The organism is Gracilibacillus oryzae, assembly GCF_009498735.1.
GTDB lineage: Bacteria > Bacillota > Bacilli > Bacillales > Amphibacillaceae > Gracilibacillus > Gracilibacillus oryzae.
This window is the reverse complement of the sequence record NZ_ML762424.1, coordinates 321,531-336,217: the sequence shown is the minus strand read 5'-3', so window position 1 is coordinate 336,217 and position 14,687 is coordinate 321,531. Positions and strand designations below refer to the sequence as shown.

Below are 14,687 nucleotides of genomic sequence, written 5' to 3'. Positions count from 1 at the left end.
CATTGGAGAATACTTTTACTATCAAGAAAGGCTTTCAAAAAATGAAATGTATAACCAGAAATATTATTTAAAAACATTAGGTAATAATAATTGAAAAGGAGAGACATGTATGGCAAATTATGATGACAAAGAGGGACATGGGCAACATATGCATCACGAGCACCACAATTCCCACGAACATCAAAACCATCAAAATCATGTAAAGCGTGAGCAAGACGATGCACATAATCATGGCAGTCATGACAATCATGATAAGCATGGCCATGGAGGACACGAAAATCACAGCCATCACAATCATGGAGATATGGTTAATGATTTTAAGAAACGGTTTTATATTTCATTAATCGTTACGATTCCTATTCTAGTTTTATCTCCGATGATACAGGACTTTATTGGGGTCAATTGGCAATTTGCAAATGATCAATATATTTTGTTCGCACTTTCAACCTTTGTATTTTTCTATGGTGGCTGGCCGTTTATTACAGGAGGAGTTAGCGAGTTAAAAGATAAGAATCCGGGAATGATGACGCTTATTGGTCTTGCTATCGTTGTTGCTTATGGTTATAGTTCACTTACCGTTTTCGGCTGGGAAGGTAAAGACTTCTTTTGGGAATTGGCCACTTTAATTGATATTATGCTACTTGGGCACTGGTTAGAAATGCGTTCCGTAATGGGTGCATCTAACGCACTTGAGGAACTTGTTAAGCTTATGCCTAGTGAAGCCCATAAACTGGATCAAAATGATGAAGTTCAGGATGTTTCAGTATCTGATTTGAAAAACAATGATAAAATTCTTGTGAAACCGGGTGAAAAGGTTCCAGTTGATGGAACTATTTTGGACGGAAAATCGACAATAGATGAATCAATGCTTACTGGGGAATCAGTCCCTGCCGAAAAGTTCAAAGGCGATGAAGTAATAGGTGGCTCTGTAAATAAAGAAGGATCGCTTACCATACAAGTTGAAAAAACCGGAGAAGACTCGTACTTATCGCAAGTTATTACGTTGGTTAAAGAAGCACAAGAATCAAAATCAAGAACACAGGATATTACAAATAAGGCAGCAAAATGGTTATTTTATGTCGCATTGCTCTCGGGTTTCTTAACATTATTTATCTGGCTAATACTTGGTTATTCGTTTGATGTCGCCTTGGAGCGAATGGTAACAGTAATGGTCATCACATGTCCACATGCACTTGGACTAGCAGCTCCGCTTGTGATAGCAGTATCTACTTCTATTTCCGCAAAACAAGGATTGTTAATTAGGAACCGTGCTAATTTTGAAGGTGCTAGAAATCTTAATGCCGTTGTTTTTGATAAAACTGGAACCTTAACAAAGGGTGAATTTGGTGTGACAGATATTGTACCAAGTGAAGGGTATGAAAAAGAAGAAGTCCTCACTTGGTCGGCAAGCTTAGAACAGAACTCGGAGCACCCATTAGCGTCTGGAATAGTTAAAGAAGCGAAGGAAAAAAACATTAAATTAAAAAAAATAACTGAATTTGACTCAATAACTGGTAAAGGTATTGAAGGAACTATAGATGGGAAAAAAGTAAATGTTGTTAGTCCGGGGTATGTTAATGACAACAATATGAAATATGATCGTGAATCTTTTAATAAAATGTCTGCTGAAGGAAAAACAGTTGTATTTGTTTTACTAGATGATAAATTAATCGGTATGGTAGCACTTGCCGATATGGTTCGCGAAACGGCGAAAGAGGCAGTTGCTGTATTAAAAGATAATGGTATTCAATCAATTATGCTCACAGGAGACAATGAAAAAGTAGCACATTGGGTGGCGAAACAATTGGATATCGATGAAGTTTATGCAGAAGTACTACCGAATGAAAAATCTGATCAAGTGAAGAAGATAAAAGAAAAAGGCTGGAAAGTTGCTATGACAGGAGATGGTGTTAATGATGCCCCTGCACTAGCAACAGCAGATTTAGGTATTGCAATCGGCGCAGGAACAGATGTAGCAATGGAAACAGCCGATGTAGTTCTTGTTAAGAGTAATCCAAAAGATGTAGTGGCTCTAATCAATTTATCAAGAAAAACCTATCGAAAAATGGTACAAAACCTATGGTGGGCAACTGGATATAATATTTTTGCAATTCCTTTAGCTGCAGGTGTACTAGCACCAATTGGAATTGTATTAAGTCCAGCATTAGGCGCGGTATTAATGAGTCTAAGTACGGTTATTGTTGCTATTAATGCGAAATTGTTGAAAGCGTGATTATTTAGTATCAGGGTTTTTTATTTACTCCGATTTTAATGTAGTGCTAATTGTTTAGTATTCGAACATTAAATGACTGTGCTGAAATTTGTGGACAAGCATCCCAATATATGTCAAGGAATAGTTCATTTTCTGCCGACTTATGTAGCCTGTGCGAAAAAGTATGTGAACAATGTGCACAAGAATGTGAACAAATGAAAGATACGCATTGCCAAGAATGTGCAGCAATATGTCGTGAGTGTGCTGTACAATGTAAACAAATGGCTGGTTGAAAGTAAAAGAAATAAATTAGGGTGTAATTCTGCACCCTAATTTTATTTTATTGATTTAACATATGTTGAAAGTGCTGATAGGTATTGACTTGATCCTGAACAGACACGTGGGGAACAAATGTCCAGCCCATTCGGTTAATGAATTCCGAATATCTCTTCTGAGCTTCTAACTGTTGTAATGCCATTTCTACATGTGCATTTCTAGCATTTTTATCTTTCATCATAATAGCTGAGATGTAATTTTCGTTGGACATAAGCTTGGCAGTGGAATGTGCTTCCAATGCAATCCATTTATTGTCATAATCAACCCAATGTTTGTTATCTCTCTGATAATAACCGTTTCCACTATAAACACTCAAGTCTGGAACTTCAACATAATCGTTATAATGTGGGTTTATTAGGGCTAGCATAACCTTAACATGTATACGCATCATGTTTCCTTGAAAAGCAATAATTTCTTTTAATTCTATATTTGTTGCCTTCTCATGGTAAACATTCAATTTATTAATTATACCCTCATGGGCAGATAAATGTTCGGCCATAATCCCAAGGTCTATAGCGGGTAAAGATGCCATATAATCACCTTCCATAAATAAAGTAACTCTTTATACTTTATGATTTTGAATTATTTTTGTTCAAGATGCCTAATTATTTTTAAGAGGTCAGCCATTGCTGAGGTATGTATAATAAATGTTTAATTACTAAAAATACATCTGTAAGTATTATTTTTGAAGGGAGCCTTGTACTATGGCGAGCAATGATATACAAAATTGTATTAATGAGTGTGAGAGCGCATTAGGACACTTGAATAAAGCACTAACGGGTGCACAACATGGTCACCAACAGAAAATGCAACATGCTGTAAAGGATTTAGAGGAGTGTATTGCAGCGTGTCGTGAGTTACTATAACTAGCAAAAGGGTCGTCCACTAGGACGACTTTTTTATTTGAATTAAACAGATTAGAAGGTAATTTGAGTTTGGGTTTATGGTATGTGTGTTTTGTTACTTATCCATTACCACTGGATCAATATAATCAAATCCGATGAACAAAATTACTATTATAAAAAGCAATAAGAATGGATGCTTAAAGAAAGAAAAAATGTCTTGATTGGATTTTTTACGAATTGAATCTTCAGTTGCGTATAAAACAAGAAACAAAATCATGGTTACGATAATTGCCATTATGTTAATGATTGCATTGGGTTTACTCATTGCAACCATATCCCCAAGCATCGCTCCCATCATTCCACCCATTAATCCTGAAAGCATACCATCAATGATGGCTGGTAATCCAACTGGAATTCCAGCAATAAACCCAACTATCAAACCAATCATAATAGAATATATGGTGGACTCAAATAAATTGCCATGAAGTAATACCCCAAGAATTGTTCCCATTAGAATCCCTACCGACATCCCTAATGACATCGAAATCAGCATTCCATTCATTTTTGTTACAAATTTACGATAGTGTGCCATATAAAATATGGTTGTGACAACTTGAATTGTACACAGTACAAATATAAAAATTAAGGAAAGTGACATGGTTTCAACTCCAATCATAATTTGTCCACTTTTATTGTATTCACGGTTTATTGACAATATGACATACCCCTGTAGGGTTTTAGGTGTTAACTTCAAATAGGTAAGGGATCATTGAGGTATAGAGGAATATGCTAATTGAAATAATAGGAATAGAACGTTAGAAAAAAGTAACACTTTATTATTGAAATGAATACAATACCATGGTAGGGTATTAATATAAAAGAAAAGGAGTGGGAAAATGGAACAAGAAAAAAAGCCTATTAAACCACGTTCTGAAAATGAGAGGCAAAATGTTATAAATCGCTTAAAACGAATTGAGGGTCAAGTTAGAGGTATTCAAAAAATGGTCGAGGAAGACCGTTATTGTATTGATATATTAGTTCAAATATCCGCTATTAATTCGGCATTAAAGAATACAGGTTTTCAATTAATGGAAAGGCATATGCACCACTGCGTATCACATGCCATTAATACTGGAACGGGTGATGAATCTATCGAAGAACTAATGAAAGTTGTACAGCAATTTTCAAAGTAATTGTCAGGGGTGAGGAAAGTTGACTACAAAAAATGTATATATGGGAATTACCGGCATGACTTGTGCTGCTTGTTCAAATAGAATTGAAAAGACACTTAACAAAATAGATGGAGTAGAAGCGAACGTTAATCTAGCGCTAGAAAAAGCCAATATTCAATATGATGAGGAAAAAGTTTCTCCTCATGACCTTTCTAAACGTATTGAAAAACTTGGATATGGTGTGCAGAAGGAAAAGGCTGAATTTGATATTTATGGTATGACGTGTGCAGCTTGCTCTACACGTATTGAAAAAACATTAAATAAAATGGACGGTGTTAATGCGTCCATAAATCTAACAACAGAAAAAGGTCAGGTTGAATATGAACCTAGCCTTGTGACTGTAGATCAAATCAGCGAAAGAGCCGCTAAACTCGGTTATGAAGCAAAACTTAGTCAAAGCCGTGAGGAACAACGAAACCATAAAGAAGAAGAGATTCATGATAAAAAAGTTAAATTATTGATTTCAACCATCTTAACATTACCGCTTCTTTATTCGATGGTTGGACACCTTCCATGGAACTTGGGATTGCCAATGCCTGAATTCCTAATGAACCAATGGGTACAGTTTCTACTTGCTACACCAGTTCAATTCTATGTTGGTTGGCAATTTTATGTTGGTGCATATAAGAATCTAAGGAACAAAAGTGCAAACATGGATGTCCTTGTTGCTTTAGGTACATCTGCTGCATACTTTTACAGTTTGGTTGAAGGAATTCGAGCAAGTGTTAATCCCGGTTATGAGCCACATTTGTATTATGAAACTAGTGCGGTTTTAATCACACTTATTTTAGTTGGGAAACTTTTTGAGGCAATGGCGAAAGGAAGGACAACTGCAGCTATTTCTAAATTATTGAGTCTCCAAGCAAAAGATGCAACTGTTATTAGGAATGGTAAAGAAATGAAAGTGCCATTAGAACAGGTTGTTGCCGGAGACAAAATTATTGTTAAACCCGGTGAAAAGATACCTGTAGATGGAGCAATTTTTTCTGGAAAATCTGCAGTTGACGAATCAATGATTACTGGAGAATCCATTCCGATTGAAAAGAGTATTGGGGATAATCTAATTGGATCTACTATCAATAAAAATGGAACATTACAGATGGAAGCAACAAAGGTAGGGAAAGATACCGCTTTAGCATCAATTATTAAAGTTGTAGAAGACGCGCAAGGTTCGAAGGCTCCAATTCAGCGTATGGCAGATGTGATTTCGGGTATTTTTGTTCCTATAGTTGTAGGAATTGCAGTGCTAACATTCCTCATATGGTTCTTTTTAGTTGATCCGCAAAATTGGCCAGCAGCCCTTGAGGCGTCAATTGCTGTTCTTGTCATTGCCTGTCCTTGTGCCTTAGGATTAGCCACACCAACTTCGATTATGGTTGGAACAGGTAAAGGCGCAGAAACGGGTGTCCTCTTTAAAGGAGGTGAACACTTAGAGGCTACGCACAAAATCAATGCAATCGTGTTAGACAAAACTGGTACAATAACAAAAGGAAAACCAGAGGTAACTGACATCCAGTATTTTATTGAAGGTTCATTACCTTATTTAATTGCAGCAGAACGCTCATCTGAGCATCCACTTGCAGAAGCAATTGTTGAATACGGAAAGAAAGAAAATATAGAACAATTAGAAGCAGATCACTTTGAAGCAATACCCGGACATGGTATTAAGGCTCATATAGACAAAAAACAAGTTTTTGTTGGTACTCGTAAATTAATGAAAGAAAATAATATTGAGTTTGGACCATATGAGTATCAAATGGCACAATATGAAACAGAAGGTAAGACTGCGATGATGTTTGCAATAGATGGTAAATTAGTAGGAATTGTGGCTGTTGCTGACACAGTAAAAGAAAACGCAAAGCAAGCCATCGGGCAGTTAAAAGATTATGATATTGATATCTATATGATTACTGGCGATAATGAGCGAACCGCTAAAGCAATTGCTAAACAGGTGGGAGTTGACCATGTATTTGCTGAAGTTCTGCCGGAAGATAAGGCGAATCATGTGAAATCCATACAAGAACAAGGCAAAAAGGTTGCAATGGTTGGGGATGGAATCAATGATGCTCCAGCATTAGCAACTGCTGACATTGGAATTGCAATTGGAACAGGTACAGATGTTGCGATTGAAACAGCAGGTATTACATTGGTTGGTGGTGATCTAACCAATATTCCGAAAGCGATTGGTTTAAGTAAAAAAACGATGACAAATATCCGCCAGAATCTATTTTGGGCATTAGCCTATAATACAGCAGGTATCCCAATCGCTGCTTTAGGACTTCTTCAGCCATGGATTGCTGGTGCGGCAATGGCATTTAGTTCAGTTTCTGTCGTTTCAAACGCACTACGTTTGAAACGTGTAAAAGTATAATTAAAATATTGTAGGAGGTTTTTTTAAAATGAAAAGTTTAACATTAGATGTAAAAGGTATGACTTGTGGACATTGTAAAATGTCTGTTAATGGCGCACTTACAGATTTAGATGGTGTAAGTAATGTAGAAGTAAACCTAGAAACTGGTAAAGTTGAAGTGACCTATAACGGGAATAAAGTAGATACTGGAAAATTGAAAGAAGCAGTAGAAGATCAAGGATATGATGTTGCTTAATACAATTAAGATAGGAGCTTGGAATAATCCAAGCTCCTTATTTTTTTAATCTGATAACCACAATTTTGACACCGCTTCTTCTTTATCCTCTTCATTTGGGGCAGAGTATCTGATTACCATATCAGCGTTTGCATGCCCAGATAATGACTGTACTAGACTAAAGTCTTCACCATTGCGTACTAGTTTTGTGATAAAGGTGTGCCGAAATGAATGTACATTTATTTCATATTTTTCAAAGATATGTTGAACTGTACGTTCTGATAATCTTATATTTCGATTGGATAGAAACAATGCCTCGATTGAATCGTCCCTTGTTTCTAGGTACTTTGTTATCGCTCTTCGTACTTCCGATGATAAAGGAAGTTGTCGTTCTTTGTTCCCTTTAGCAAAACGAACTGTTAAGTTTCCTTTTCTTTCACTAATATCAATATCAGTACGATTCAGATTGACAAGTTCATTGAGCCTAATTCCGGTATTAATTAAAATCTGTGCAATTGCGAAGTTTCTTTCGCTACCGGATCGATCAATTTCCCTAATGACTTTGTTAACCTCATTCCTCGAAAGTGCTTTTGGTGCCTGATTTAGAATGTTAGGTGGGGTAATGACTGAGATATCCTCAATAGCATCTTCTTTTTTCACCCAGCGACTAAAATGTTTTATTGCACTCCAATTTTTATTTATTGTTGTAGCTGAGTAACCTTTGCTTACTAGGTAATCAATGTACTGTTGAATGTCAGTTCGAGAATATTCTTCTAAATTTGTTCCTGCTCCATCTAACCATTCTACAAATTTTGATAAACAGAAGATGTAAGTTTTTTTAGTTTGTTTAGATTTCGCTCTAAGTCCTTCTGCTTGGTATGTGTCTAACAAAAAATCACCTCTTTTTTGAGTTATATAATTCCACGACATAATTTTCTTGAGTTAATGGTCACTTTTGGAGCTTTATCAAATAAAAATAAAGCCAACTATTGCGTAGAATAGTAGTTCCACGACATTTTTCCACGACATTCTCCTTTCTTGTCTTTAGTAGGTTTTAAAAGGATATTTCATTAACATGATTCAATATGTGCAGCCAATATCCTTTAAATTATATTTTTTACGAATCAGAGTGTGATAATTACTTAACAAGAAAATTTTAATAGTATACTTGACAATGTACTATAGTACACGGTTTATAATTTTGTATGAGGTGATTAAGGTGAGTTATCGTATTAGTCAGTTTGCAGATAAATGTGGAGTTAATAAAGAAACCATTAGGTATTATGAAAAAAAGAATTTATTACAAGAGCCTTTCCGAACAGATTCTGGTTATCGGTTATATTCAGATGATGAGGTTAAGCGTGTAGGCTTCATTAAACGGATGAAAGAACTTGGCTTTTCATTGATTGAAATTTACAAATTACTTGGGGTTGTGGATAAGGATGAAATTCGTTGCCAAGACATGTTTGAATTTGTATCAAAAAAAGAAGGAGAAGTTCGAAAACAGATAGATGATTTGAAGCGTATTGAAAATATGCTGATAGATTTAAAAGAGCGATGTCCTGATGAGAAAGAATTACATGAATGTCCCATTATTGAAGTAGTGACAAAGTATTGAAGAAAGGAAATGTAAAATGAAACATAAAAAAACTTTTATTGCAGGAACTATAGGTGCATTTCTTGTGTTGCTATGTTGTGCCACGCCTATATTAGTTATTTTATTAGGCACTATTGGATTAGGAGCAATAACAGGCTATTTAGATTATGTTCTAATTCCAGTTTTAGTAATTTTGCTGATACTAATTTATTACTCCTATAACAAGATGAATAAATCAAATTGTAAAAACGACTCGTGTTGTTCTTGATAAGTAGGTGGTAGTGATGATAAAGAAAACTTCACAATTAGCAACTATATTTTCTGGTTGTGATGGCAGGGTGTTGCTTAGAACCTTTGATTTTGATTCCTAAAATATCAGGCGATGTTAGTAATGGTAACGTTGATTTTATTAACGTATTCATTCTATTTGGTTTATGGTAGTGGAAAGCTCGATTTAAAAAGTAGATGGTGTGAAGGTTGTAATTATAAAAAGAGAAGTGACAAAGGGAAAATTTACAGTTCGTTATAATGATAAAAAACTGCTGTAAAAATTATTCATGAATCTGTTTCAGATTTAAGATTTGGTGTGAAATAAAGGAGGATAATAACATGAAAGTGAAAAAGTATCGGATAAACGTTGAAGGAATGACATGTATAGGTTGTGAAGAGCATGTAGCGGTAGCACTTGAAAATTTGGGAGCAAAAAACATTGAAGCTAGCTTTCGCAGGGGCGAAGCAGTATTTGAATTACCTGAAAATATAGCAGTAGAAAATGCAAAAAAAGCCATTAATGAAGCAAAATATCAGCCTAAAGAAATAGAGGAAGTTTCATTACAAGAAGAAAATGTAGTTTTAGGTGATGAAGTGGAGTATGATTTGATCATTATTGGTTCTGGTGGAGCTGCGTTTTCGGCTGCCATTAAAGCAATCGAATATGGGGCAAAAGTTGCGATGATTGAACGCGGAACAGTTGGTGGAACATGTGTAAATATTGGTTGTGTTCCATCAAAAACCCTTATTAGAGCAGGGGAAATCAATCAGTTAGCAAAAGTCAATCCATTTACAGGATTACAAACGTCTGCTGGAAAAGTAGAATTAGCACCTTTAGTGAAGCAAAAAAATGAGTTAGTAAGTGATCTTCGTAAACAAAAATATGTTGATTTAATTGATGAATATGGATTTGATTTAATTGAAGGGGAAGCCAAATTCACTTCAGAAAATACTGTTGAGGTAAATGGGAGAAAGTTCTCGGCTAAACGCTTTTTAATTGCGACGGGGGCTTCTCCATCTTTACCGTCGATTTCAGGACTTAAAGAAGTTGATTATTTAACAAGTACAACGTTACTTGAATTAAAGGAGGTACCAAAACGCCTTACGGTAGTTGGTTCAGGGTATATCGGAATGGAACTTGGGCAACTTTTTCATAATTTAGGTTCGGAAGTAACCCTAATGCAAAGAAGCGAGCGTCTTTTAAAAGAGTATGACCCGGAAATCTCAGAAGTTGTGGAAAAATCATTAATCGAGCAAGGTATTAACATTGTAAAAGAAGCAACTTTTGAGAGTATAGAGCAAGATGGTGAATTAAAAAAAGTTTATGTTACGGTGGATGGAAAGAAAAAGGTTGTTGAAAGTGAACAACTTCTTGTTGCAACAGGAAGAAAACCGAATACCGAGTTCTTAAATTTGAGTGCTGCAAATGTTGAAGTTGGCTCTTATAAAGAAATAAAGATCAATGATTTTGCTCAAACAAGTAATGAAAAAATTTATGCGGCAGGAGATGTAACACTAGGACCACAATTTGTGTATGTAGCAGCCTATGAAGGTGGAATTGTCGCTGATAATGCAATTGCTGGGTTAAATAAAAAATTAGATTTATCCGTTGTACCCAGTGTAACATTTACTAATCCGTCAATTGCAACAGTTGGTTTAACAGAAGAACAGGCAAAAGAAAAAGGATATGAAGTCAAAACATCTGTATTACCTTTAGATGCCGTTCCAAGAGCGATTGTTAATCGTGAAACCACAGGTGTATTTAAGTTGGTGGCAGATGCAAAAACATTAAAAGTATTAGGGGTTCACATTGTATCTGAAAATGCAGGAGAAGTGATTTATGCAGCTACATTAGCCGTTAAATTTGGTTTAACTGTTGAAGATTTAAAAGAAAGTCTTGCACCGTACCTAACAATGGCAGAAGGATTAAAATTAGCTGCTCTTACGTTCGATAAAGATGTTTCAAAGTTATCCTGTTGTGCTGGATAAGTTCGTCAACCTTTAACATAAAAACGCATTTCCAAATAGAAGTGCGTTTTTTTGCTTTAAATTGAAACAGATTACCCAACAAAATGAGTTATAATTCTAAGTATATAAATAAAATGGGAAGTGATTTATATTTTTTATATAATTGTTTTGTTTATGATTGCGGGGTTAGCTGAGATTGGTGGGGGGTATCTTATATGGCAATGGTTAAGAGAGGGTAAACCGTTTTATTGGGGTGTTTTTGGAGGTATATCTTTAGCTTTGTACGGTGTTATTGCTACATTTCAAACCTTTCCGTCATTTGGTAGAGTTTATGCTGCTTATGGTGGGGTTTTTATTATTCTTTCGATTTTATGGGGGTGGGGGATTGATAATAAAACACCTGATTTCTACGACTGGGTAGGTGCTGGTATATGCTTAATTGGTGTTTCTGTAATCTTGTTTGCACCTCGCCATTAAAAAATAAAAAATAAGATCTTCCATAACCTAGGCGCGACTGTGGGAGTAATTTATAATTTAGAAAGCCCTAATATACAAGGCCAGATGATACCTGTATATTAGGGTTTTTCTTATATACAAAAAATATAACTGGTACTTCATAATAACTAGTACTTCATATATAGAATGATTGGAAAATACCACGAAATTGTAAACTTATCTCATAAAATACTTACCCTAAAAATTTGAAAAGAAATTACAAGTCAAATATTATGTAGCTGTAACCATTGAAGATATATTTAAGGGGAGTTGATAATAAGACCAATTAGAGAATTTTATTACACTATTTTTTATAACAACATGCTCCTCCTTTTGAGAGGAGGGATACGATGGTTAAAGAGAAATGTATTTTAGAGGAAAAAGTAAATGTTTGCTTGGATCATGAGGGTTTTTTAAAAAAACCTGAAAAAAGTGAAGTCATGAAGATTTCAGAGAGAATAGCGGAAAAGGAGGTTAATGTATCGATTGAGGAATTAATGGAAAGTGTAACACTACCAGACGCTAGATCTTTTACACCGGGAATATTTAGTAATGGAAATAGGTCAAATAAAAGTTGGAAAAGTCAGCAGGTTTTTGCGCTGGACATTGATTCTGGATTACGGATTGATGAGGCAATTAAACATAGTACCAAATGGAAAGTGACACCAACCTTTATTTATTCGACTTTTAGTCACACAGAAGAAAAACCTAAATTCCGAATGGTTTTTGTCTTGGATGAAGAAATACAAGATTTACGAGTTAGGAATGTTATTCAGACAGCACTAACAACTTTATTTCCTTCATCTGATAAAAATGCAAACGATGCTGCGAGAATTCTATTTGGTGGAAAGAAAATTGAATTTGTTAATCAACGAGTTTTAAGTGTACTAGATATTTTGGATGGGGTGGTACAGAAGATAAAGTCTGGATCGAATACAACAAGAGAAATGAAGAAATTCTGCAAAGCCTCTGGACTGGCATGTTATAAGGGGTATCCTCATTATAAGAAGGTTGAAGAGAAAGACATACCTGAAGGTAAAGGTAACACTTTGTTTGTATCTAAGACTAAAAACCGCACCAACACTATTAATTACTATAGTACGCGTGTGAAAAATAGTCATTTCCCATATTACTTGGTTTTCACGAAGGATTCTTTTCAAGAGGATGATAGTTATTCACCTGAAACCAGTTCATTGGACGAGCCAGAAGTGAAGCAGATTCGGAACTTCCCCTTTGATAATTTGCAAAAAAGATGCAAACTTTACCGGGAGGGAATTTCAGGGCATTACTGGCTTTATCATAATGAAATGTTTGGATTAATGACCAACTTGATAAATGTTGAGGGTGGGAAGTCAAAAATAGTTGAGACCATTAACTCCCGAAAGGAATATCTAGCCAAAAAAGAAGAATGGTCATTGATGATGAATCAAATTAAGAAAATGAATTATACACCAACAAGATGTGATACCTACTGTCCATTTGCTAGCGAATGTGTCCATGCTAATAATATGATTGAGCAAGGTAAATTACCAAGAGGAAGTGTACAGGTTCTGAATGAGCCTCATTTTCAGGAAGTTGATGAAGTATATAAGAAATTAGAAGAGACCTTTGGGGATATAATTAATGACAAAGATCAAGGTGTATATGTAATTAAAGCACCAACAGGGCTAGGTAAAACAGAAGCAATTGTCAACCTTGCTCAAGAAAATAATTTCAGTATTGCATTACCTACTCATAAACTAAAAGAGGAAGTTTCTCAGCGTTTAAACGCTAAGAAGATAAAGCATTTAAAAATTCCAGAATTGCCTTTACTCGAAGAACCATTTTCAGAGAAAATTGAACACCTATATAATATCGGAGCCTATAAGACGGTAAATAAGTTTTTAAGAGATATTTCCAATGAAAATGAAGAAGTATCTATGTTTCTTAATAATTTGGAAAAAGTGAAATCATCAAAGGAAGAGTTGCTGCTTACCACGCATCAACGAGCAATTTTCACAAACGATGATTCAAATTCAACTGTCATTTTCGATGAGGATCCGATATCAAATCTTTTCCCAATTTCTCAAATGAAGTATTCTGACTTAGTTTTTGCATTTACAAAATTGCAAGATACCGAGGCAAACAAGGATGTCATACTTACATTACAAAGAATGATAATGAATGCACCGTACGATATAGTTCATGAACGCTCATCGTTTTTATTGCCCTCGGTAAAAGACCTTGAACAAACTATTGTAGAAGAATCAACCATTAGTTCGAATGTATTAGGATTTCTAAATTGTGACTATTTCCTTAAGAAAAATATCGGAAACACAGAATACATATATTTTATACAAAGAAATCAATTACCCTCTAACAAAAAGATTATCATTCTAAGTGCCACTATAAATGAGCAAATAGCAAAATTAGTGTTTGGTGAAGCAGTATCATTTATTGATTTGGGACTTGTAAAGCCGGTAGGGAGTATATTGCAGGTTACATCAAAGAGTTTTAGTAGATACACAATTAAAGAAAATCAAAAAGAATTGAAATGCCTAGCCGAAAACCTCATGAGACGTTATAACCCTGAAAGTGAAGTCATTACATATAAGGATTTCTTCAACTATAATAGAAAAGAAGAAATTTATTTTGGTAATACTGAGGGAATTGATGATTTAAAAGGAGAGAACATTACTGTTATTGGCACTCCCCATCTGAATCCAATTGCATATTTATTAATAAGTGTGGCTCTTGGATACCGTATGGGGCTAGAAGAAAGTAGAATGGAGTATATACCAGTAGAAAGGAATGGCCTGCGTTTCTATTTTACTACATACAGTAATGATGGTTTGTTAAAGGCTGTACAATTCTATCTTGTGGAAAGCCAATTGCTGCAGGCCATTGGGCGAGCAAGGGTAAATAGGTTTCCAGCGAAAGTACTTATTCTTAGTAATTTGCCAGTTGTTGGAGCAGAATATATATCGTTTTCACAAAAAGAACTAATGGAACTAATGAAATAATACATAGTAAAATGCAGTCAGCTTGTAAAAGTTGGTTGCATTATTCTGTGTATTATTTATTAATCATTTCCATTCATTATAATTATTATTACAAATTACAACTGTTAGTATTCATTATAATTGGTAATAGCGATTATTATGATAA

12 protein-coding genes are annotated in these 14,687 nt (G+C 35.0%); 9 read left to right on the top strand and 3 right to left on the bottom strand.

The window, feature by feature from the left end; translation table 11 throughout:
* Window positions 1-109: 109 nt before the first annotated feature.
* On the top strand, window positions 110-2,233 hold the full coding sequence (locus F9U64_RS01655; RefSeq protein ID WP_228275546.1) for a heavy metal translocating P-type ATPase: 2,124 nt from the start codon (window positions 110-112) through the stop codon (window positions 2,231-2,233).
* Between the two features lie 319 nt (window positions 2,234-2,552).
* On the opposite strand, the gene F9U64_RS01650 is transcribed toward F9U64_RS01655, so the two are convergent.
* Together F9U64_RS01650 and F9U64_RS01645 are read right to left on the bottom strand one after the other, a co-directional pair.
* A complete protein-coding gene (locus F9U64_RS01650) occupies window positions 2,553-3,080 on the bottom strand; it encodes a hypothetical protein (protein WP_153401421.1) in 528 nt (175 codons plus the stop codon).
* Between the two features lie 428 nt (window positions 3,081-3,508).
* On the bottom strand, window positions 3,509-4,108 hold the full coding sequence (locus F9U64_RS01645; protein WP_153401030.1) for a hypothetical protein: 600 nt from the start codon (window positions 4,106-4,108) through the stop codon (window positions 3,509-3,511).
* Window positions 4,109-4,289: 181 nt separating this feature from the next.
* Between F9U64_RS01645 and F9U64_RS01640 the strand changes: the two genes are divergently transcribed.
* From F9U64_RS01640 to copZ, 3 genes are read left to right on the top strand one after another with little or no spacing between them, the layout of a single operon-like run.
* Window positions 4,290-4,586: a metal-sensing transcriptional repressor gene (locus F9U64_RS01640; RefSeq protein WP_153401028.1), complete on the top strand. Its 297-nt coding sequence runs from the start codon at window positions 4,290-4,292 to the stop codon at window positions 4,584-4,586.
* Between the two features lie 40 nt (window positions 4,587-4,626).
* Entirely contained in the window at window positions 4,627-6,996 is a 2,370-nt protein-coding gene (locus tag F9U64_RS01635) for a heavy metal translocating P-type ATPase (RefSeq protein ID WP_153401419.1), read from the top strand.
* 28 nt (window positions 6,997-7,024) lie between these two features.
* Window positions 7,025-7,231 (top strand): copper chaperone CopZ, encoded by a 207-nt coding sequence (gene copZ, locus F9U64_RS01630; RefSeq protein ID WP_153401027.1) that lies wholly within the window; start codon window positions 7,025-7,027, stop codon window positions 7,229-7,231.
* Between the two features lie 45 nt (window positions 7,232-7,276).
* Here copZ and F9U64_RS01625 read toward each other — a convergent pair whose 3' ends face one another.
* Window positions 7,277-8,101, bottom strand: a complete 825-nt coding sequence (locus tag F9U64_RS01625; protein WP_228275545.1) for a tyrosine-type recombinase/integrase — start codon at window positions 8,099-8,101, stop codon at window positions 7,277-7,279.
* Between the two features lie 328 nt (window positions 8,102-8,429).
* On the opposite strand from F9U64_RS01625, the gene merR reads away from it, so the two are divergent.
* The 5 genes from merR to F9U64_RS01600 all read left to right on the top strand — a co-directional run bounded on the left by merR (window position 8,430) and on the right by F9U64_RS01600 (window position 14,542).
* Window positions 8,430-8,828: an Hg(II)-responsive transcriptional regulator gene (gene merR, locus F9U64_RS01620; RefSeq protein ID WP_153401025.1), complete on the top strand. Its 399-nt coding sequence runs from the start codon at window positions 8,430-8,432 to the stop codon at window positions 8,826-8,828.
* Between the two features lie 16 nt (window positions 8,829-8,844).
* Complete coding sequence (gene merF / locus F9U64_RS01615; RefSeq protein ID WP_153401024.1) at window positions 8,845-9,075, top strand: mercury resistance system transport protein MerF; 231 nt, start codon at window positions 8,845-8,847, stop codon at window positions 9,073-9,075.
* A 341-nt stretch (window positions 9,076-9,416) separates the two neighbouring features.
* Window positions 9,417-11,066: a mercury(II) reductase gene (merA, locus tag F9U64_RS01610; RefSeq protein WP_407647256.1), complete on the top strand. Its 1,650-nt coding sequence runs from the start codon at window positions 9,417-9,419 to the stop codon at window positions 11,064-11,066.
* 129 nt (window positions 11,067-11,195) lie between these two features.
* Window positions 11,196-11,522 (top strand): YnfA family protein, encoded by a 327-nt coding sequence (locus F9U64_RS01605; RefSeq protein ID WP_153401415.1) that lies wholly within the window; start codon window positions 11,196-11,198, stop codon window positions 11,520-11,522.
* Between the two features lie 368 nt (window positions 11,523-11,890).
* Window positions 11,891-14,542 carry a hypothetical protein gene (locus tag F9U64_RS01600; RefSeq protein ID WP_153401023.1) on the top strand — a complete coding sequence of 884 codons (2,652 nt, stop codon included), beginning with the start codon at window positions 11,891-11,893 and terminating at the stop codon, window positions 14,540-14,542.
* Window positions 14,543-14,687 lie beyond the last annotated feature (145 nt).